We start from the raw sequence: 20,001 nt of genomic DNA, 5'->3' as shown, positions 1-20,001 counted from the left end.
TTATCCGACATTTTTTCTATCGTTTTTGGGTAATTTATTATATAATAGTAAACCGTGGTCAGAAGACACGACATATGGGTGATGGTTATGCTTCATACATTGAAGAATTTTAAGATTTTGGGAAGCCGAACGTTGAAAACGGGAATCTCTGTCTTTTTGACTGCATTAATATGCGGTTTTTTTAATTTGCCGATCATCTTTGCTGTTATTACAGCCATCGTTACAATCGAGCATACGGCAGCAGATTCCATTAAGAAGGCAGCGGTCCGGTTTCCTGCATCAGCAATCGGGGCTTTACTTGCAACCGCCTTTTATGGGTTGTTCGGTAAAGGGGCGCTGACATTCGCGCTGGTCGCGATGGCTACGATTGCCGTCTGCCACAAATTAAAACTTGATGATGGGATTTTGGTGGCAACGATCACAGCTACAGCTATGATTCCCGATTTTCAGGACCAATATTTTGTTTCGTTTTTCACAAGATTGGGTACTACATCCATTGGGATCATCATATCGACATTTGTGAATTTTTTCCTGCTTCCACCCAACTATTCCCCCACGATTTACAAAAACATCAATGGTCTGTATAATCAAGCTGGTCTGCTCTTAAGGCGTATAATCGAGAATGTAACGGCAGATTCTAAAGAGAAATCCCGTGGGATCCAGCGGTCATACCGACAACTCACTGCCCAACTGGAAAAAACGAACCAGTTGTCCCGGTATCAGCGTGAAGAGTGGAAGTACCATCGTCATACCGATGAAGAGATGGTTTCTTTTCAACTTTCACAGCGAAAGCTTGCTGCTTTTCAGCAGATTGCCTATCATTTGGGGAACCTGCAGTATGTCCAGACTAAAGCCTCTGATTTTACAGAAAGCGAAAAAGATCTGCTTCTCGAACTGACGGATGAATATGTCAATGTACTGCTTGACCCGGCTCATTCGATCAGAGAGAAACAATTCAATATGGTGCATCAATTGGATGAAGCATTTTGGAAATGGAAAGAAGAACATGTCGTGAAACAGACCGGGTACAGGCATCACTTACCCCCTCAAACCATTTTAATCTACGAAATGCTTTGTTTTCACGATGTCCTGGAAGAATTGCAAAATTTGTCAGAAAAACAGATGCATGTCGTGAAAAGGTGCTACTTTTAGACCTGATTTTTATGAGGGGAATCAAACATAATACTTATTAGGAGGGATTTTCTTCATGAATCAAGTGACGAAAGTGTTTTATATCTCAGTTGTCGCTGCAATATTATTCATTGGATGGGGTGTTATTCCTGAATCCACCCTTCCCACGTGGAACTTAAGCAACGTTACATCTACAATTCAGGGATTTCTAACCGATAAATTCGGATGGTTTTATCTATTATCTGCTACAGGCTTCTTAATCTTTGCGATCTTCCTCGTCTTTTCTAAATTCGGAAAGCTGAAGCTTGGTAAGCCTGACGACGAGCCGGAATACCCATACATTACATGGTTTGCGATGCTGTTTAGTGCAGGTATGGGGATTGGTCTTGTATTCTGGGGAGCTGCGGAACCACTTTCCCATTTCCACACGCCGCCACTTCCAGGACAGGATCCTATGAGTGAAGAAGCGGCCCAGGCTGCAATGAAATATGCCTTCTTCCACTGGGGGCTCCACCCTTGGGCCATTTATGCTGTACTTGCTCTTGCCCTTGCATACTTCAAGTTCAGAAAAGATGCTCCTGGTGTTATCAGTGCGGCTCTTACACCGGTTTTAGGTGAAAAGAGAGTAAAAGGTCCAATCGGTACAATCGTGGACTTTATCGCTGTATTTGCCACAATCTTTGGTGTCGCTACATCACTCGGTCTTGGTGCCCTGCAGATTTCAAGTGGTCTTGCTTTTGTCATCGATGGACTTGAGGACACCTTTACGCTGCAGCTGATCATCATTTGTGCTGTTACCGTATTGTTCATGGTTTCTGCTATGACAGGGTTGAACAAGGGTATTAAATACCTGAGTAATACGAACATCGTACTAGCAATTACATTAATGGTTTTCCTACTGTTTGCAGGTCCTACGAACTTTATCATGGATTATTTCACGACGACATTCGGTTCTTATGTCCGTGACCTTCCTTATATGAGTTTCCGTCTGACACCGTTTGCCGAGGATAATTCCTGGGTTCAGGGCTGGACGATCTTCTACTGGGCATGGTGGATTTCATGGGCACCATTCGTAGGTACATTCATTGCTCGTGTATCCCGCGGCCGTACCATCCGTGAATTCATTCTTGGTGTCCTGCTCGTTCCAACGATCTTCGGTGCCCTTTGGTTCTCCGTATTCGGCGGAACAGCGATCTCTCTGGAATTCTTTGACGGCGTTGATATCATCTCTGACGTTAATGAACTCGGTACAGAAGTTGCTCTATTCTCCATGCTTGAGCACATTCCGCTTGGAGCTGTTATGAGTGTCATCGGACTGCTGTTAATCAGCACCTTCTTTATCACTTCTGCCGACTCTGCAACCTTCGTTCTTGGTATGCAGACGACAAATGGAAGCCTGAACCCTAAAAACCAGGTGAAATTCACTTGGGGAATCATTCAGGCAGGAGCTGCTGCTGTACTGCTGTGGCAGGGTGGTCTGGGAGCCCTTCAAACAGCTGCGATTATCGCAGCCTTCCCGTTCACATTCATTTTAATTCTCATCTGTTTCTCCCTATTAAAAACGTTCCAGGAAGAAGCGAAGAAAGTCGACCTTAAGAAAAAACGATAAGTTCAACAAAAATGCCCGGGTAAACCACCCGGGCATTTTTATATCCAATATCTTTCTTTATGATTACCTCCCCTTTTTTAACATCTCTTTTCATTATAAAACACCAGGCTTTCATTCCTGTGACAAATCCATAACAACCCGGGTTCCAGCCTCTTCATCTGTTAAACTGAACATGAACTCAGATAAGGGAGAGAAGCTGCATGCAAACGAACAAACTAATGATCTTCACCGTCCTTCTCCTATTAATGGGCTGTATCGGTCAGTCTGAAGAAGTCCAGGTTCTTTCTACATCTCCTGATGATTATGATTTGTACCTCTATACGAATCCGGATCAGGAGGAAAAGGCTGAAAACTACATGACCGCCCTTTTAAATTGGAAATTAGAGCATCAGGATCACAACCGTCTGCAATTCAAACAAACGACCACGGATTCCCACAATGTCGAAGACATTGAAGGGGCTTCTCTCCCTATGCTCGTTGTCAAAAAGGAAGGCCGTACAATTACCCGGCTTTCCGGTATTGAAACCGAAAATCGAATTTCATCCACCCTGGAGGAGGCACTCGTGCTCTCAGGAACATAAACACCATACATCCAAACGAAAAGAAGCAGCCGCTCTAGACGGGCTGCTTCTTTTCGTTTGGGGACGCTGATCCCCCGTTTATATGGAAATAAAAAAACTGCCGGACAAGAATCCGGCAGTTTTACTTTAATCATTACTTTGTGATGTGAATCGGTTGACCGATAGCAACTTCAGCAGCTTCCATCGTAATCTCACCAAGTGTAGGGTGAGCGTGGATTGTAAGAGCCAAGTCTTCAGCAGTCATTCCAGCTTCAATGGCAAGGCCAAGCTCAGCAATCATATCACTGGCATTCGGACCAGCAATTTGAGCACCGATAACAAGATCATCATCTTTACGTGTAACAAGTTTCAAGAAACCGTCACTGTCGTTAAGAGAAAGCGCACGACCATTAGCTGCAAACGGGAATTTAGAAGCTTTCACTTCGTAACCAGCGTCTTTAGCTTCCTGCTCTGTATAACCAACAGAAGCAAGCTCTGGATCAGAGAATACTACAGCAGGGATGCCGTGGTAATCGATCTGTGTTTTCTCACCAGCGATAGCTTCAGCAGCCACTTTCGCTTCGTAGGAAGCTTTGTGAGCAAGTGGAGGCCCTGCTACGATATCACCAATGGCATAAACGTTTTCAAGGTTTGTACGGCATTGGTTGTCGATTTCAATCAGACCTTTATCCGTCATGTTCAAGCCAAGATCTTCAAGACCGATTTCATCTGTGTTCGGACGGCGTCCAACAGTTACAAGAACGTAATCAGCGTCGACGGTTTTCGTTTCGCCTTTTACTTCATAGGTTACGGTTACACCGTTTTCTGTTTCTTCAACACCCTGAGCCATAGCGTTCGTTTCGATGGCAACGCCTTTTTTCTTCAGACGTTTCTTCACGATGGAAGACATTTGTTTTTCGAATCCGCCAAGGATATCTTTCATACCTTCAAGGATGGTTACTTCCGTATCGAAGTTTGCGTAAGCTGTACCAAGCTCCGTACCGATGTACCCTCCTCCGATGACGACAAGCTTCTTAGGAACTTCCTGAAGAGAGAGAGCTCCTGTAGAATCAAGCACGCGGTCAGAGAACTTGAAGTTTGGAAGTTCAATTGGACGGGATCCTGTTGCAATAATCACATTGTTGAACGTGTAGGTTTGAGAGTTTTTCTCATCCATCACGCGCACCGTGTTTTTATCGACAAAGTATACTTCGCCTTTTACGATGTCTACTTTATTTCCTTTAAGAAGGCCTTCAACACCGCCGGTAAGTTTGTTTACAACGCCGCTCTTCCATTCCTGGACCTTGGAGAAGTCAACTGTTGTATTTTCAGATTGGATACCCATGTCGTCGGCACCTTTGGCATGCTCATAACGGTGACCAGCCTGAATCAATGCTTTTGAAGGTACACAACCGACGTTCAAGCAGACACCGCCAAGGTTGCCCTTATCAACGATGGTTACTTTCTGACCCGTCTGGGCGGCGCGGATGGCAGCAACATAACCGCCTGGGCCCGCACCTACTACTAATGTGTCTAGTTCAATTGGGAAATCTCCTACTACCATACTTTACGCCTCCATCATAATTAGTTGTGGATCGTTCAGTAAACGCTTGATGTTGTTCATTGCGTGCTGAGCTGTTGCACCGTCAATAATACGGTGGTCAAAGCTTAGGGAAATAGCAAGAACTGGAGCCACTACGACTTCACCATCGCGTACGATCGGCTTATCAGCGATACGGCCGATTCCTAGAATAGCTACTTCAGGGTGGTTGATAACTGGTGTAAACCACTGACCACCGGCAGAACCGATATTCGTAATCGTTGTGGAAGCACCTTTCATCTCTTCACCAGAAAGTTTACCATCACGGGCTTTAACAGCCAGTTCATTGATTTCACTTGAGATAGAGAATACAGACTTACGATCCGCATCTTTAACAACAGGAACCATCAGACCTTTTTCTGTATCTGCAGCAATACCAATATTATAGTAGTGTTTCTGAATAATTTCATCTGTATTGTCGTCAATAGACGTATTTAGAACAGGGAATTTCTTCAGTGTAGAAACAAGGGACTTCACAACATATGGAAGGTAAGTCAGCTTGATATCCTGTTCTGCAGCTACGCTCTTGAATTTCTTACGGTGCGCAACAAGTTCAGAAACATCCACTTCGTCCATTAATGTTACGTGAGGAGCTGTATGCTTGGAGTTCACCATAGCTTTGGAGATCGCTTTACGGATTCCGCTCATCTTCTCACGAGTTTCTGGATAAGCTTCGCCTGCAGCTGGTGCTGCCGGTTTGCTGGATGCTGCTTCTTCCTGTTTCTCTTCCTGTGCCGGAGCTTCAGAAGAAGCTGATTCCGCTTGTCCACCGTTCATGAAGCTTTCAATATCTTCCTTAAGAACACGGCCATTTTTTCCAGAGCCTTGAACCTGACGGATTTCAACATCATTGTCGCGGGCAAACTTACGTACAGACGGCATAGCGATGACACGCTTGTCTTCGTCTACGTCTGCAGAAGCTGCAGCCGGCTGTTCAGTTTTTTCTTCTTTGCTTTCTTCTTTAGGAGCCTCTGCTTCTTCTTTACTCTCTTCTTGAGGAGCTTCAGAAGAACCAGTGTCTTCAGAACCGTCATCAATGGTAATGATCACTGTTCCAACTGTTGTAGTCTCGCCTTCGTCAACGTGAATTTCTTTTACAGTACCATCCACTTGTGAAGGAATTTCAACAACGGCTTTGTCGTTCTGTACTTCACAGAGTACATCGTCTTCTTTTACTTCGTCGCCCGGTTTGACGAACCACTTTGCAATTTCACCTTCGTGGATACCTTCACCGATATCAGGCAGTTTAAATTCAAATGCCACGGGTATTCCCTCCTAGTAATTAGAGATAATTAAAAGTTCATAACGTCGTTGACTTTTTCAACGATCGTGTTGTGGTTAGGAAGCCATACTTCTTCCGCTTGAGTAAATGCATAAACCGTGTCTGGTGCAGCTACACGCAGGACTGGTGCCTCAAGGTGAAGAATCGCTTTTTCCTGGATTTCAGCTACAATGTTGGAAGCAATTCCTGCCTGTTTTTGTGCTTCCTGCACAACAACGGCACGGTTTGTCTTCTTCACAGAAGCAAGGATTGTTTCGTAGTCCACTGGGGAAACCGTACGAAGGTCAAGAACCTCAGCGCTGATTCCATTTTTCTCAAGTTCTTCTGCCGCTTTAAGGGAAGAATGAACCATAGCACCGTAAGCGACAAGTGTTACGTCTGTACCTTCACGCTTAACTGCTGCTTTGTCCAGATCTACTGTGTACTCTTCTTCCGGTACTTCTTCACGGAAAGAACGGTAGAGCTTCATGTGCTCAAGGAAGATAACTGGATCATTATTACGGATGGAAGAGATCAAAAGACCTTTGGCATCGTAAGGGTTGGATGGAATAACTACACGCAGACCAGGCTGCTGTGCCATTAGACCTTCAAGGCTGTCGGCGTGAAGTTCAGGCGTGTGAACACCGCCGCCGAATGGAGAACGTACAGTGATCGGCATTGGACGTGTACCACCGGAACGGTAACGGTAACGAGCCATTTGGCCGCTGATCGCATCCATGACTTCATATACGAAGCCGAAGAATTGAATTTCTGGTACTGGACGGAAACCAGTGAGGGCAAGTCCGATGGACATACCGCCGATTCCAGATTCAGCTAGGGGTGTATCGAATACACGATCTTCGCCGAACTCTTTTTGAAGACCTTCAGTAGCACGGAATACTCCGCCGTTTTGACCAACGTCTTCACCATAGATCAGCACGTTTTCATCATTTTTAAGTTCTGTGCGCATCGCGTCTGTGATGGCTTGAATCATTGTCATTTGTGCCATGATTTACTTCGACTCCTTTTCCTTATATTCTTCCAGCTGCTCCTGTAGGTTGGATGGAAGTTCCTCGTGCATGATACCGATAAGATCGGCAACCGACTGCTTAGGAGTGTTGTCAGCTTCTTTAACCGCTGCTTTGATTTCTTCTTTTGTTTTTTCGATCAGTTCGTTTTCTTCCTCTTCAGACCAAAGGCCTTTAGCCTCGAGGAATTTACGGAAACGAACGATTGGATCTTTCTTCTCCCACTCGCTGTCTTCATCTTCCGTACGGTAGCGTGTAGGATCGTCACCAGCCATTGTATGAGGGCCGTAACGGTAAGTAAGAGTCTCAATCAATGTAGGGCCTTCACCGTTTACAGCGCGGTCACGAGCTTCTTTTGTAGCCGCGTAAACAGCAAGAACATCCATTCCATCAACCTGGATTCCTTCGATACCAGCAGCAACTGCTTTTTGAGCAATTGTCTGAGCTGCAGACTGCTTCTCTACAGGTACAGAGATCGCAAAACGGTTGTTCTGTACAACGAAGATCGCCTGGGCGGCGAAAGCTCCTGCAAAGTTGATACCTTCGTAGAAGTCACCCTGGGATGCACCGCCGTCACCAGTATAAGTAATCGCTACAGCGTTTTGGCCGCGCTTTTTATAGCCAAGACCAACGCCGGCTGTTTGTGTAATTTGTGCACCAATAATAATCTGCGGACTTACTGCGTTCACGCCCTCAGGCATTTGATTTCCTTTGAAATGTCCACGGGAGAACAGGAATGCCTGGTGAAGTGGAAGACCGTGCCAGATCAACTGTGGTACATCACGGTATCCTGGTAGAATAAAGTCCTCTTTTTCCAACGCAAACTGGCTTCCAAGCTGAGAAGCTTCCTGCCCTGCTGTTGGAGCGTAGAAACCAAGACGTCCCTGGCGGTTAAGCGCAATAGAACGCTGGTCCAAAATACGCGTATATACCATACGGCGCATGATTTCTTTTAAATCTTCATCTGATAGGTCAGGCATGAAATCGTCGTTTACGATTTCGCCTTCTTCGTTAAGGATTTGAAACGTTTCGAACTGGTTTTCAATGTTCTCTAGAGTTCGTTTCAAGTCATTCACCCTTTCCTTTCGTATTTTAAAAATGGATGCTGTAAGTAGCTTTCCCAATTATGAAAAAAACTGTACCGATTTGCTCTTTACGTTTTACCCCTCACGTCCATGGATTAATCATGACGGGAAGATATCTAAAACTGTTACAATTGTTAACTAAGATTCAATGGTACAATGTCAATCCACTTTGTAGTTTAGCTCAATTCGTCATCATTCGTCAATCACTTCGGTGCAGATAATATCTATATGATGACAGAGCCGCTGCAAAGCAGTCGAAACCCGGCAGATCCTGCGATGAAAAAACCTCACACTGTATCACCCAAAATTTAAGCCTGTATTAATCTTACGTTTTTTCCCCTTAATAATCAAATGGGATGCTTTGATAGGCAGGCATCCCTGGGCGGTACGTGAAGCGTCCTTCTTCCCGGCATGGATGGCCGTAAGACTCCGGTCGCTCCACGCCCGTGTGCAGGTGTAAAAACGGGAAGGTATGGAGACCCATTGAAAAAAACAACAAAAGGCCCGCTCACATGTGCAAGCGGGCCTTTTGTTGTTATGAAGCTTCTTCCTCTGATGTGTCCTCTCCAGATTCTTCATAGGTCACATCGAGCTCCATTGTCTCATAAAGCTCTTTCTTCAAGGTGTTGTATTCATCTGTATACTGGTTAAACACTTCGTTCTTTTCTATGACCTTATTGTAGCTTTCATTAATCTTCTCAACCTGTGATTTCAAGTTCTCTTCCTTCAGGTCTTCCTTCTGCGTCATTTCATACAATTCCGCATCAAGCGTGAGTGCCTCGTCATAAGCACTGTATAACTCTTCATATGTACTGTATCGTTTCTCCATAACATCAATAAGCTCCTGCGCTTTTTCCTGAGCTTCCTGATTTTCTTCGCCAAGATCTCCTACAGGAGATTTAATCTCATCAAATTCAGCTTTAGCAGCATCGATGCTTTCTTTTTCGAGCTCCAGCTTGTTCCGGCGCTCCTCCACGATGCCTGCTGCTTCCTCTGATTTTTCTTTGATCTGATCAAACTGATCCATATCCAAGGCAATGATTTCGTCATAAAGCTGTTGTTCCTGCTCTTCCAGTTCAACCATCGGCTCCTGCTGTTCCCGGAAGGTTTCTTCCTGTGAAACGGCTTCTTCCAAATGCTCGTAAATTTGTTCTTCCGGAGCCTGATTGGAACAGCCTGTCATAACTAAGGCCGCTGCAGCAAGCGCTCCGATCATCGTATGTAATCGCACAACATTTCCCCCTCGTAATCCCTGACACATTATTGTAAACTAAGCATATCTACAATAGTATAATAATTGGCAGGAATTGAAAAGTACCGAATTGATTCACCTGCCCTGTCAATGGAAATACAGATGAAGATATAAGCTTGAAAGGATGTTGTTTCATGATCACAATGGACGATATTGTCCGCGAGGGTCACCCCGCTTTAAGGACAGTCACGGAAGAAGTACCCCTCCCTCCTTCCGAAGAAGATAAGAAAACATTGGAGGAAATGGTCCAATACTTAAAAAACAGCCAGGATGAACAGGTGTGCAGCCGCTACGGCCTGCGTCCCGGTGTCGGCCTCGCAGCACCACAGATTAATGTGAACAAGCGGATGCTGGCCGTACATTTTACAGATATGAAAGATAAACTATACAGTTACGGTCTGTTCAATCCCCGTATAGTCAGTCACTCGGTGGAGCGTACGTATCTATCCACTGGAGAAGGTTGTCTTTCTGTCGACCGTGAAGTGCCCGGGTATGTCCCAAGGTACCGGAGAATCACAGTAAAAGCGACAGATTTGGAAGGAAATGATGTGAAACTACGGTTGAAGGATTACGCATCCATTGTCTTTCAACACGAAATCGATCACCTTCACGGAGTGATGTTCTACGATCACATCGACCAGGAGCAGCCGTTTAAAGAACCTGAAAACGCCACACCCGCCGATCGTTAATAAAAGAGCGCCGTCTGATCACTCAGCGGCGCTCTTTTCATTATTTTAATAAACCAAGTTCATATATCGCGTGGGAAAGGCCGTCCTCCCCGACATCAACCGTAACAAAATCGCTCACAGCCTTCGTTTCGGAAACGGCATTCCCCATAGCTACACCCGTTCCGACTTCCCGGATCATTTCAATATCATTCAATCCATCTCCAAAGGCAAAAGTGTCCTCCATCCGGAGGCCGGCAGCTTCTACGAGTTTCTTGATCCCCTCTGCCTTCGACCCTCCACGGGGAAGCACATCACAGGACACCGGGTGCCAGCGGATATAATCAAAGGCCGGAAAGGCTTCCCTGTACTCTTCAATTTCATCGCCTTCACAGAAAATAAGGGACTGATAAATGTTTCTTCCTTTATAAAAAGACGCATCTTCATCAGGATGATCAATGTATAATGTTCCGAGACTGGAAGAAATATCTTCATGATCCGGTGTGGAGGCCCTCATTTCCTCATGGTTCATGAACACCATCGGATGATCATTGGACTCTGCATGTGCATGCAGTTTTTCAAGATCAGTCCCTGAGAGGGGGTTCGTATAGACTTCCTCCCCTTCAAAAACAACATACTGGCCGTTGAAACTGATATAGGAATCGATTCCAAGTTCTTCTCTCAGCTCTTTGTACATAAAAGGAGCACGTCCTGTGGCAATGGCACAGTAAACGCCTTGATCCTTCAGGTCCTGAACCGCTTTTTTCGTCTTCTCCGGAAGCTTTTTATCATGGTCAAGCAGTGTTCCATCAATATCAAAAAAGGCAATTTTCTTATCCATAAGCGTTCCTCCTGCATATTCAAATTCTTTCATTTCTACGCTCTTATCATAGCATGTCCTGCTCTTTGGCTATACTGTAGCATGAGTGGATAGGTTTGAGAAGAAAAACACACCATAATGACAAAATATAAAATGTAAATGTTTCATTCTTTCACAAACCGTATTATACTAGAGATAACAGGGATTGGGCGGTTTAACGTTTTTGGCGTTTTCTTCATCAACATAAAGGGGATGGATGCAAATGATGAAGCGTCTGAGAAGAAAGCTTAGAAAACGTTGGAAAAATTTCATGAAGCGGAAGACATACGCGTAAATCATTGTTTCAGGTGTACGGCCACCTGCTCATACAAGAATCATTACCATACACGCTGGAATCGTGCTATGATGATGAGAGGACAAGAATGTGGAAATTATATCTAGTTAGGAGCGATAACGTAATGATATTCAAAGTATTGTATCAGGAGCTTGATACTGAAGTTCCTGTCCGCGAACGTACAGACAGCATGTACCTGGAAGCGGAAACCGAAAGACAAGTACGTGAAAAATTAAAAAATGCAGGATTTAATATTGAATATATCCAGGTGCTTGATGAGGATCACCTGGCATATGAGCAGCAATCCGAAGATTTCAGGCTGGAGCAGTTTTAACCGATGAAATTTGTGAAAAATGACCAGACCGCCGTGTTTGCCCTTGGAGGCCTCGGTGAAATCGGTAAAAACACATACGGCGTACAATTCCAAGACGAAATCATCCTCATTGATGCAGGGATTAAGTTCCCGGAAGACGAACTGCTCGGTATCGACTATGTCATTCCGGATTATACTTATCTCGTGCAGAATCAAGATAAAATCAAAGGTTTGTTCATCACGCACGGTCACGAAGATCACATCGGTGGTATTCCCTACCTTCTGCGTGAACTCAATATTCCAATCTATGCAGGGAAGCTTGCCATCGGCTTAATCCGTAATAAACTGGATGAGCACGGCCTGCTGCGCAGCGCGAAATTAAACACGATTCAGGAAGAAGACGTGATCAAATTCCGCAAAACGTCCGTATCCTTTTTCCGGACGACACACAGCATCCCTGATTCCTATGGAATCGTTGTAAAAACACCACCAGGCAACGTCGTTCACACAGGTGACTTCAAATTTGATTTCACTCCTGTAGGTGAACCGGCCAACCTTGCTAAAATGGCTGAAATCGGTAAAGAAGGCGTTCTTGCCCTACTTTCCGACAGTACCAATAGTGAGGTTCCTGGTTTCACTAAATCAGAACGTGTTGTGGGACAAAGCATCCATGACATCTTCACGCGTATGGACGGCCGTTTAATTTTTGCGACCTTCGCGTCGAACATCCACCGCCTTCAACAGGTCGTGGAAGCCGCTATTAAACATGGCCGTAAAGTTGCCGTATTCGGCCGTAGTATGGAATCTTCCATCCGCATCGGTCAGGAACTTGGATATATCCGTGCCCCTAAGGATACATTCATTGATGCCCAGCAGATCAATCGTCTGCCGGCAAACGAAGTTGTCATCCTTTGTACCGGATCCCAAGGTGAACCGATGGCCGCCCTGTCAAGAATCGCCAACGGTACCCACCGTCAGATTCAAATTCAACCAGGCGACACCGTTGTGTTCTCTTCTTCCCCAATCCCTGGAAACACAATTAGTGTCAGCCGTACCATTAACAAGTTGTACCGTGCAGGTGCCGATGTTATTCACGGACCACTGAATGATATCCACACATCCGGACACGGCAGTCAGGAAGAAATGAAGCTCATGCTCCGCCTTATGCAGCCGAAGTTCTTTATGCCGATTCACGGTGAATACCGCATGCTGAAAGAACATGTGAAATTGAGTCTGGACTGTGATGTTCAGGAAGAGAACTGCTTCGTTATGGATAACGGTGATGTGCTTGCCTTAGGCAAGGAAGAAGCCTCTGTGGCAGGAAAAATCCCGTCCGGCTCTGTCTATGTAGACGGAAGCGGCATCGGTGATATTGGAAATATCGTTCTCCGTGACCGCCGCATCCTTTCTGAAGAAGGGCTTGTCATCGTTGTGGTCAGTATCAACATGAAGGAATTTAAGATTGCTTCCGGTCCTGACATCATTTCCCGAGGTTTTGTCTACATGAGGGAATCCGAGGACTTGATCAAAGAGGCCCAGCAGCTCGTCAGTTCCCACGTTGAAAAAGTGATGGAACGCCGCACGACTCAATGGTCTGAAATTAAAAATGAAATTACAGATACCATCGCGCCGTTCCTGTTTGAAAAAACAAAACGTCGTCCGATGATTCTTCCAATCATTATGGAAGTGTAATAAAAAAGCCCGCTGTCTCTCGACAGCGGGCTTTTTTGATGTTGTATTAAAATAAACGTTGAATGGATTTCTTAAGGTCAGGGAGGTCCAGCGTCCCGGATTCAAAGAATTCCTTGACGATATACTTCGAATAATTCACAGCAGATGTGTAATCAATTTTCCCTGGAAGTGGAGCCTGGTCTTCAATGACTACATCAATCAGAACCGGTTTATCAGATAGGAATGCCTGTTTCATTTTGGTCCCAAGTTCTTCATAGGACTCAATACGGTAGCCTTCTGCTCCGCAGGCTTCAGCAAATTTGGCAAAATCCACTTCACCAAGGTTTGTTGCATAATTCAAGTGTCCCATCTGTTCCTGCTCATACTTGATCATCCCGATCTTACTGTTATTCAGAACAACCATTTTAATCGGCAGTTCGTATTTAACAGCGGTGACGAAATCATGCATGACCATCGAAAATCCACCGTCTCCCGATACTCCGACCACCTGCTTTTCCGGATGAGCTTTCTGCGCTGCTATGGCACCTGGGAGTCCACTCCCCATGGTTCCAAGCCAGCCGGAAATAAGGAATTTCTGGTTAACGAGATGAAGGAAGCGTGTGAGCCATACGGTAACGTTCCCAACATCTCCGGAAACGACTGCTCCCGGCTTCAAATGTTTTTCCAATTCATACATCACTTGTGGAGCGTGAAGAGGGTCCTCTTCCCTTCTCTTTTCCTCCTGTACAGCAATACGCCAATCCTTCATCTTTTCCTGATAGTAAGACAGGTAGCTGCGTTCTTCCACTGGTTCGATCACGTCTGTCAGCGCCTGCAGAGTTTCCCGGCTGTCTCCGGCAAGGCCGGTTGTAATCGGATAGTGCTTCCCAAGGTGAGCGGGCTCCCGATCAATCTGAATGGCATTCACTTGTTCCGGGAGAAAGTCACGATATGGAAACTGGGTACCGACCAAGATGAGAAGGTCGGTTTCCTTCATCGCATGATACGCTGGTTTGGTACCAATTTGCCCGTGCTGTCCGAGACAATACGGGTGATTATCGGGAATAATCCCTTTTCCGAGCAGGCTCATAATGATCGGCGCTTTGATGGTTTCAGCAAAGGCAATCAGTTCATTGGCTGAAGACTTTGTTCCCTGTCCTGCCAGAATCAACGGTTTTTCCGACTTCTCAATCAGTTTCCTTGCCTCGTTTAAATGTTCCTGACGAGGGAAAATTTCAGGTTTGAAGAACTCCCCTGATGTCCGTCTCGTGTTATCGCTCTGCTTTTTAGCGAATAAATCATCCGGGACAATCAATACAGAAACACCCTTATTGGCATAAGCTTCCTTCACTGCCTGGTCCAGCAGATCCGGGAGCTGCTCTTCTGTTTCCGCCCGTTGATTAAAAACCGATACATCATCAAACATACGCTCCAGATTAATTTCCTGAAATGCTCCCGTTCCAATTTCCTCGCTGTGTACCTGTCCCACGATAGCGAGGACCGGGGCGCCATCAGCCTTCGCATCATAAAGTCCATTTAATAGATGGATGGCTCCAGGACCGGCTATCCCCATTGTCACACCAAGTTTTCCGGTAAGCTTCGCATATGCGGCTGCCGACAGAGCACCAGTCTCCTCGTGGCGGACTTGAAGAAATTCGATCTCGTCCTTTCTTTTTCTTAAATCATCAATCAATTCATTTATTGAATCACCAGGCATGCCGTATACATGATCCACACCCCAGTCGATCAACTGCTGTGTCAGTAATGCTCCTGTACGTTTTTCAAACATATGCTTCATCCTTTCAACTTGCTGAATTTCTCGTCTACCCTTTGTATTTCCTTATCGCATCTTCAGTAAACAAAAAAAGAACGGGGATTCATCCCGTTCTCAAGATCCTTTCATTCCTCTCTATCCTCCCCCTCATCAAAAAGGGCCACAATCTCTTCGAGCTGTACCAATACATCCCCCATCCACTGTTCCACCTCGTCCATAGGGGGGGACTTTTCCAGCACTCCCCTATGCTCCTGTTTTTGTATCAAGTATAGGAAAAGCAGCTTCAAGGAGTCTTCCTCCAGAAAAACAAAACTTTGGTCATCTGTCCGCTTGGCACTCTTTTTCTGTTTTAGTTTATCAACAAGCCAGTGCTTTATAAACTTCTGGACATCTTCTTCCGCCATTAATCTCCCTCCCCTTTCACACCACTTGCACTCATCTGGTTCAAGGAAGGCACACCGGATTCCCATCCTTTTCCATACGCAAATCCCTGCATAATGGAAGCATAGGATTTCTCCGGTTTCCACCTCAGCTGAAAATTCGCGAAAGTCAGGGAGCCTCCAGGTTCGATCTCATTCTGATCCAGGGGTTTTAACCAGAATTCGTTCTTCGCCTGTTCTTCATCCATCCGAAGCCAGGCACCTGCTGCCTTCATTTTTGCGACTTGAGCTTTATGTACATATTTTCCCGAGAATTGACATGGGGAATCCTCTGACATCTTCAGGCAGATGTAGGGCTCATGCATCACCTGATGCCCCAGGTTACGTATATGAAAGCTTGCGATCATCATGCTTTCCTGATCGGAATCATGGGAAACGTGGATGGAATACGTAAAAAAGCAGATAACAGCCCTGTGCTGTCCTGCCTTCAGTGCGGTGACTTTTTTCCGGATGTCCTTGATGCGGTCCTCCTGCTGTTTTTTCAACTGCAACAACCGTTCCATACCATACCACCTCCAAAAAAAATACAAGAGAAGAAGGGTTTCCTCTCTTGTATTTATGCAGCTGGTTTACGCATTATCACCATCGTCAGCCGTTGGGAACAATACCGGACACTGTGGTGGCAGTGTTGGAGCCGGGCAAGGCGGGATTGGAAGCAGGTCACGAGGCTCACAGAACTCAGCGATAAGCTCAAGCGTTACTGGAAATGTGGATTGGATACTTTGGCAGAGACGGACGGATACCGTGATGTCATCAAGGGAATCTCCAGCTGTGCCGTTTTCTTCACACGTGAAGTTACAAACAAAACAGTCAAGATCTGTATAAGTAACCTCGACGTCTGTTCCTTCCGGCGCACACAATAGTACCTGCTCACAGCGGACAAAGTCTGCTTCTCCTACTTCTACAACTGCCCCACCATTTTCTGCTGTCAATTCTACAGCAATGGTTACCGTAAAGTATTTACGGATGTTTACAAGCTGAAGCGTCAACAGCGTTCCGTCAACGACAAGCTCCTGATCTACGCGTCCGACGATTTCAATCGGATCGGTTTCACGCGGCTCTACTGTACAGATGACTTCTTCAATGTCCTCACACTCAAGCTGTTCTCCTGAAGGACCGACGGGAAGATCAAAGTCTCCGATTGTTAAATCAAACGAAGCCTCATTGATTACCCAGTCATAAACTTTTGTTGTGTTGATACATAGGAGCTCCTGGCCCCCATTAAGATTTTTTGCTTGCATGGTTAGCAAACACCTCCGAATAAGATTTTTCTTTCATTCGTAGCATATGTCTGGAAAAAAGCTTGGGTCTAGTACATTCGCTGATGTTTGGTGGGATTTTACAATTTTGTGCGAACACCTATATTACATGCAGGAGACCTCATATGGTGTCTGTCCAGCCAAAAGGAAATGTTCCACACATAACAACAGCCGGGAGGGCATAGGCTGATATGTAAAAAGAGCCGTTTCACAACCTTAGGCAGGTGTCATAAAACACCTCACCGATGTGTCACGGATCAGGAACGAATCAATACTATAATACTGTGCTGGTAAGGGTGATGAATGATGGGACAGTACAGCCATACAGGCCCGGACCATGTGGAGCTCCTAAAATGGAACATCAACCTTTTTAAAGAGATGGTCCACTCTCTGGAAAATGGTGACTGGACGGTGGAGGATGGGTACAGGGGAAAAGAACCGCTTCATTATAAGTTATTGTTAGAAGGAGTTATCAACAAAATGGAAGAATTCAACCAGCAGCTTGAGCTGCGAACGAATCAGCTCACAGCTCAAGTTCAGCAACTGAGTGAACATGTTCATCTATTGAAGGACGATGTGGAAGATATTAAGGAAAAGCTTGACCGCCTGCAATTAAAAGATTTAATTCAAAAAATGAATGTGATTATTGAGCAGCAGGACGATCGTGAACAGGAACAAGTGCAGCAATCTGAGAATGACCGGTTAAAAAGTGAAATTGATCAGTTAAAAGCGGAGATGAAGGCGCAGAGGACACAGGAATACGCCGAACAGGAGACTCCGGCTAAAGGGCAGGCAGGTCCTAAAGTTTCAGAGTATCGGAGACTGAAGACGATGCTGCATTCCTCCCCCATGTATCCAGCCCAGAGACAGGATTATTACCCTCCACAGCAGCCTTATCCTTATTCCAACCCTGCCTCCTACTACCCACCACAACCGGGCCAGTACCAGCAAAACTACCCCGTCTCACACGAGTCGACTCGGAGAGGACAGAAACGGTCGTCCCGCCATCCGTTTATTGAACCTGTCAAAAATACCATCTTAAAGTCAACTTCAAAAAAAAACGATAAAGAACCCGCCCAGACCGTGAGTTCCCACACTCCACCGGCGGTAACCACGATTCAGAAGGAGCCCGAAAATAAAAAAGCGCTGGTGCAAACCATCGCTCATACCATCGCGTCCATTCCTGCAGAGGAATCCGTTCTCCCTGAACAACAGACTTCTAAGGGTATGAAACGCACCTCCCCTGTCTCGATCGAAAAGGCTAAAATTACCCAGAAGCAAAAGCCGGAAATCGTTTATCCTGAGTCAGAAACGTTAGTAGAGAAGGATACACCCGCTAAAAAACGGGAATTCTCTTCGATCTTTTCCATTTTTCAGAAGTGGAACGGATAATGGTGAGGATTGATCAGAGGTTATATCAGCAAATGGTCGACCACGGATATACCTGCCTGCCGAATGAAGCCTGCGGACTGATCTCCGGTCACGATGAAAAAGTTGAACAAATCTGGCCGCTTGTAAACGATCGCCCTTCCCCCCACCGTTTTTTTGTCAGCAAGACCATCGTTTCTTCCACCCTTGATGCCATTGAACAATCAGGGCAGCAGGTGCTGGCCGTTTATCATACCCATCCAGGAACAGCACCCGTGCCCTCCTCTTATGATCTTCAAAGTCACCAGGACAGTACGGTGAAAATGGTGATCATCTCCTACAAATTCCATTCTCCCCGCTCTGCCTGCTACTCCATATTGGACGGCCGCTATGTAAAGCACCCATTTCATATCGGGGAGCGTTAAGCGCCCTTCCCTTTTTCCATAGTGTGCTTATACTACAGTATCAAGGTGTAAGGAGAGGTGGCTATGAAAGAAAAAAGAAGGAAAAGACTGGTTAAGGTCAACCGGACCATGAAACACACCCCAACCCCGATCGTTATTGAAACGACGAAAAATAAAGTCGAACGTCCTGTTAAACGAGGGGGCTGCTGTTTAAAAAGGAAAAGCTGATTGAATCTCGCCTCCGAATGAGACCAATGAGCGGCAAGTCCTTATTATTATTTATAAATATTTATAATAAAGGCCCCGGCTTCCATATAGGAACCGGGGCTTCTGGTTTAGTCCTCAACAACAAGATTTTTTTCAAAGCGGCTGATATCCTTGTCTGCGCCAATGACGATCAGGACATCACTTTCCCTGATTTCCTCCGTAGCCATCGGGGAGACAATGACATCTTTTTCCCGTTTAATTGCTACGACGTTACATCCGTATTCGGCTCGGATATCCAGGTCCACCAATGTTCTTCCACTCATTTTACTGCCAGCTTTTACCTCAACGACACTGTGGTCATCAGAAAGTTCAATGTAGTCCAGAATGTTGTTGGAAATGATGTTATGGGCAATCCTTTTCCCCATATCCCGTTCCGGGTGGACGACCTGATCGGCTCCGATTTTGTTCAGGATCTTTTCGTGGTAATCATTCTGGGCTTTGACCGTAATCATTTTGATGCCCATTTCTTTTAGAATCAAAGTAGTCAGCATGCTGGCCTGTATATTGTCACCAATGGCAACAATGACATGATCAATGTTGCGGAATCCAAGCTCTTTCAGGGCATTTTCATCCGTCGAATCCGCAATGACGGCATGGGACGCAATATCCCTGTACTCATTGACCTTATCCTCATCAAGATCAAGCGCCAGCACTTCCATTCCTTCGCGGCTTAATTCGCGGCATATACTGCCCCCGAATCGTCCAAGACCAATGACGGCAAATTCTTTCTTCATCTCTCTCGACCCCCATCTATCACGTAAAAAATCTATGCTTATTCTATCACACAATTGTGATCATCACACAAAAAAGTAGAAACCACTTGTTCTTCCATTGCCTTCAGAAGCTCCGACCATTCAGCCGGGTCCGAGGGAAGGCTGGACCCTGCAAATTCTGCAAACGGCCGCCTATGACGGCTGTTTTCAAACGTTTGGAATGATCCGGTGGAAATGAGGTGTGCAAGGACTACCGGGTGGATGATGCGTCCCGAGGCAGGCGTCTGAATAGGCTGTGTCAACCAAAGGATGCATAAGGAACATGTTCATTTCCACTATGATCTTGAAGGACAAAAAGGGAAGAACCTCTGTTACACAGAAGTTCTTCCCTTTTATTGATATCTATTTTGGTCAGGCTGGCATCCGCATAAGTGATACGTGATCTTG

The 20,001-nt window shown here is 45.6% G+C and carries 21 protein-coding genes; 9 read left to right on the top strand and 12 right to left on the bottom strand.

Translation table 11 applies throughout. From position 1 onward, the window contains the following. The first annotated feature begins 81 nt into the window (after positions 1–81). The 3 genes from QMA39_RS02640 to QMA39_RS02630 all read left to right on the top strand — a co-directional run bounded on the left by QMA39_RS02640 (position 82) and on the right by QMA39_RS02630 (position 3,321). Positions 82–1,152, top strand: coding sequence for an aromatic acid exporter family protein (locus QMA39_RS02640; protein ID WP_277988074.1), 1,071 nt, complete (start codon positions 82–84; stop codon positions 1,150–1,152). Positions 1,153–1,207: 55 nt separating this feature from the next. Then, positions 1,208–2,740, top strand: a complete 1,533-nt coding sequence (locus tag QMA39_RS02635; protein WP_027954058.1) for a BCCT family transporter — start codon at positions 1,208–1,210, stop codon at positions 2,738–2,740. A gap of 200 nt (positions 2,741–2,940) precedes the next feature. Next, positions 2,941–3,321, top strand: a complete 381-nt coding sequence (locus tag QMA39_RS02630) for a hypothetical protein (RefSeq protein WP_027954057.1) — start codon at positions 2,941–2,943, stop codon at positions 3,319–3,321. Between the two features lie 133 nt (positions 3,322–3,454). On the opposite strand, the gene lpdA is transcribed toward QMA39_RS02630, so the two are convergent. The 6 genes from lpdA to QMA39_RS02600 form a co-directional block, all read right to left on the bottom strand. Continuing rightward, complete coding sequence (gene lpdA, locus QMA39_RS02625) at positions 3,455–4,864, bottom strand: dihydrolipoyl dehydrogenase (protein ID WP_027954056.1); 1,410 nt, start codon at positions 4,862–4,864, stop codon at positions 3,455–3,457. Between the two features lie 3 nt (positions 4,865–4,867). Then, the gene (locus tag QMA39_RS02620; protein WP_206932454.1) at positions 4,868–6,163 is read right to left on the bottom strand and encodes a dihydrolipoamide acetyltransferase family protein; all 1,296 of its coding nucleotides are present in this window, start codon (positions 6,161–6,163) and stop codon (positions 4,868–4,870) included. A 29-nt stretch (positions 6,164–6,192) separates the two neighbouring features. Beyond that, positions 6,193–7,170: an alpha-ketoacid dehydrogenase subunit beta gene (locus QMA39_RS02615; RefSeq protein ID WP_027954054.1), complete on the bottom strand. Its 978-nt coding sequence runs from the start codon at positions 7,168–7,170 to the stop codon at positions 6,193–6,195. Between the two features lie 3 nt (positions 7,171–7,173). Beyond that, positions 7,174–8,256 carry a pyruvate dehydrogenase (acetyl-transferring) E1 component subunit alpha gene (gene pdhA / locus QMA39_RS02610; RefSeq protein ID WP_027954053.1) on the bottom strand — a complete coding sequence of 361 codons (1,083 nt, stop codon included), beginning with the start codon at positions 8,254–8,256 and terminating at the stop codon, positions 7,174–7,176. Positions 8,257–8,614: 358 nt separating this feature from the next. Beyond that, the gene (locus QMA39_RS02605; RefSeq protein ID WP_206932453.1) at positions 8,615–8,770 is read right to left on the bottom strand and encodes a hypothetical protein; all 156 of its coding nucleotides are present in this window, start codon (positions 8,768–8,770) and stop codon (positions 8,615–8,617) included. Positions 8,771–8,809: 39 nt separating this feature from the next. Beyond that, complete coding sequence (locus QMA39_RS02600) at positions 8,810–9,505, bottom strand: YkyA family protein (protein WP_281657929.1); 696 nt, start codon at positions 9,503–9,505, stop codon at positions 8,810–8,812. Positions 9,506–9,660: 155 nt separating this feature from the next. Between QMA39_RS02600 and def the strand changes: the two genes are divergently transcribed. Beyond that, positions 9,661–10,215: a peptide deformylase gene (gene def, locus QMA39_RS02595; RefSeq protein WP_281657928.1), complete on the top strand. Its 555-nt coding sequence runs from the start codon at positions 9,661–9,663 to the stop codon at positions 10,213–10,215. Between the two features lie 40 nt (positions 10,216–10,255). Here the strand turns inward: def and QMA39_RS02590 are convergent, their stop codons facing one another. Next, complete coding sequence (locus tag QMA39_RS02590) at positions 10,256–11,032, bottom strand: Cof-type HAD-IIB family hydrolase (protein WP_027954050.1); 777 nt, start codon at positions 11,030–11,032, stop codon at positions 10,256–10,258. A gap of 437 nt (positions 11,033–11,469) precedes the next feature. Between QMA39_RS02590 and QMA39_RS02585 the strand changes: the two genes are divergently transcribed. Beyond that, complete coding sequence (locus QMA39_RS02585; RefSeq protein ID WP_027954049.1) at positions 11,470–11,679, top strand: DNA-directed RNA polymerase subunit epsilon; 210 nt, start codon at positions 11,470–11,472, stop codon at positions 11,677–11,679. Positions 11,680–11,682: 3 nt separating this feature from the next. Beyond that, positions 11,683–13,350: a ribonuclease J1 gene (gene rnjA / locus QMA39_RS02580; protein WP_027954048.1), complete on the top strand. Its 1,668-nt coding sequence runs from the start codon at positions 11,683–11,685 to the stop codon at positions 13,348–13,350. A 46-nt stretch (positions 13,351–13,396) separates the two neighbouring features. Here rnjA and QMA39_RS02575 read toward each other — a convergent pair whose 3' ends face one another. From QMA39_RS02575 to QMA39_RS02560, 4 genes are all read right to left on the bottom strand, one after another. After that, on the bottom strand, positions 13,397–15,118 hold the full coding sequence (locus QMA39_RS02575) for a pyruvate oxidase (protein ID WP_206932452.1): 1,722 nt from the start codon (positions 15,116–15,118) through the stop codon (positions 13,397–13,399). A 110-nt stretch (positions 15,119–15,228) separates the two neighbouring features. Beyond that, positions 15,229–15,507, bottom strand: a complete 279-nt coding sequence (locus tag QMA39_RS02570) for a hypothetical protein (protein ID WP_281657927.1) — start codon at positions 15,505–15,507, stop codon at positions 15,229–15,231. After that, positions 15,507–16,046 (bottom strand): hypothetical protein, encoded by a 540-nt coding sequence (locus QMA39_RS02565; RefSeq protein WP_281657926.1) that lies wholly within the window; start codon positions 16,044–16,046, stop codon positions 15,507–15,509. Before QMA39_RS02565 ends, QMA39_RS02570 begins: the two co-directional genes overlap by 1 nt. Before the next feature lie 66 nt (positions 16,047–16,112). Further along, on the bottom strand, positions 16,113–16,784 hold the full coding sequence (locus QMA39_RS02560) for a hypothetical protein (protein ID WP_281657925.1): 672 nt from the start codon (positions 16,782–16,784) through the stop codon (positions 16,113–16,115). A 324-nt stretch (positions 16,785–17,108) separates the two neighbouring features. On the opposite strand from QMA39_RS02560, the gene QMA39_RS02555 reads away from it, so the two are divergent. The 3 genes from QMA39_RS02555 (at position 17,109) to QMA39_RS02545 (ending at position 18,802) form a co-directional block, all read left to right on the top strand. After that, the gene (locus tag QMA39_RS02555) at positions 17,109–18,194 is read left to right on the top strand and encodes a hypothetical protein (protein ID WP_281657924.1); all 1,086 of its coding nucleotides are present in this window, start codon (positions 17,109–17,111) and stop codon (positions 18,192–18,194) included. Continuing rightward, entirely contained in the window at positions 18,194–18,595 is a 402-nt protein-coding gene (locus QMA39_RS02550; protein WP_281657923.1) for a M67 family metallopeptidase, read from the top strand. Before QMA39_RS02555 ends, QMA39_RS02550 begins: the two co-directional genes overlap by 1 nt. Positions 18,596–18,658: 63 nt before the next feature. Continuing rightward, a complete protein-coding gene (locus QMA39_RS02545; RefSeq protein WP_281657922.1) occupies positions 18,659–18,802 on the top strand; it encodes a hypothetical protein in 144 nt (47 codons plus the stop codon). Positions 18,803–18,909: 107 nt separating this feature from the next. Here the strand turns inward: QMA39_RS02545 and QMA39_RS02540 are convergent, their stop codons facing one another. Continuing rightward, positions 18,910–19,575 carry a TrkA family potassium uptake protein gene (locus QMA39_RS02540; RefSeq protein WP_027954042.1) on the bottom strand — a complete coding sequence of 222 codons (666 nt, stop codon included), beginning with the start codon at positions 19,573–19,575 and terminating at the stop codon, positions 18,910–18,912. Between the last annotated feature and the right edge of the window lie 426 nt (positions 19,576–20,001).

Origin of the sequence: Halobacillus sp. Cin3 (genome assembly GCF_947311855.1) — a bacterium.
Lineage (GTDB): Bacteria > Bacillota > Bacilli > Bacillales > Halobacillaceae > Halobacillus > Halobacillus kuroshimensis.
The sequence above is the reverse complement of the archived record's forward strand: the minus strand, read 5'-3'. Positions and strand labels throughout refer to the sequence as shown.

Bases quoted from the DNA above. Each gene is read 5' to 3' on its own strand.
- QMA39_RS02630 (WP_027954057.1), top strand. From the start codon at position 2,941: ATGCAAACGAACAAACTAATGATCTTCACCGTCCTTCTCCTATTAATG.
- QMA39_RS02575 (WP_206932452.1), bottom strand. From the start codon at position 15,118: ATGTTTGAAAAACGTACAGGAGCATTACTGACACAGCAGTTGATCGAC.
- QMA39_RS02545 (WP_281657922.1), top strand. From the start codon at position 18,659: ATGAAAGAAAAAAGAAGGAAAAGACTGGTTAAGGTCAACCGGACCATG.
- QMA39_RS02590 (WP_027954050.1), bottom strand. From the start codon at position 11,032: ATGGATAAGAAAATTGCCTTTTTTGATATTGATGGAACACTGCTTGAC.
- QMA39_RS02585 (WP_027954049.1), top strand. From the start codon at position 11,470: ATGATATTCAAAGTATTGTATCAGGAGCTTGATACTGAAGTTCCTGTC.
- QMA39_RS02555 (WP_281657924.1), top strand. From the start codon at position 17,109: ATGGGACAGTACAGCCATACAGGCCCGGACCATGTGGAGCTCCTAAAA.
- QMA39_RS02570 (WP_281657927.1), bottom strand. From the start codon at position 15,507: ATGGCGGAAGAAGATGTCCAGAAGTTTATAAAGCACTGGCTTGTTGAT.
- QMA39_RS02565 (WP_281657926.1), bottom strand. From the start codon at position 16,046: ATGGAACGGTTGTTGCAGTTGAAAAAACAGCAGGAGGACCGCATCAAG.
- QMA39_RS02635 (WP_027954058.1), top strand. From the start codon at position 1,208: ATGAATCAAGTGACGAAAGTGTTTTATATCTCAGTTGTCGCTGCAATA.
- QMA39_RS02560 (WP_281657925.1), bottom strand. From the start codon at position 16,784: ATGCAAGCAAAAAATCTTAATGGGGGCCAGGAGCTCCTATGTATCAAC.
- QMA39_RS02640 (WP_277988074.1), top strand. From the start codon at position 82: ATGGTTATGCTTCATACATTGAAGAATTTTAAGATTTTGGGAAGCCGA.
- QMA39_RS02540 (WP_027954042.1), bottom strand. From the start codon at position 19,575: ATGAAGAAAGAATTTGCCGTCATTGGTCTTGGACGATTCGGGGGCAGT.
- QMA39_RS02550 (WP_281657923.1), top strand. From the start codon at position 18,194: ATGGTGAGGATTGATCAGAGGTTATATCAGCAAATGGTCGACCACGGA.
- QMA39_RS02615 (WP_027954054.1), bottom strand. From the start codon at position 7,170: ATGGCACAAATGACAATGATTCAAGCCATCACAGACGCGATGCGCACA.
- lpdA (WP_027954056.1), bottom strand. From the start codon at position 4,864: ATGGTAGTAGGAGATTTCCCAATTGAACTAGACACATTAGTAGTAGGT.
- def (WP_281657928.1), top strand. From the start codon at position 9,661: ATGATCACAATGGACGATATTGTCCGCGAGGGTCACCCCGCTTTAAGG.
- rnjA (WP_027954048.1), top strand. From the start codon at position 11,683: ATGAAATTTGTGAAAAATGACCAGACCGCCGTGTTTGCCCTTGGAGGC.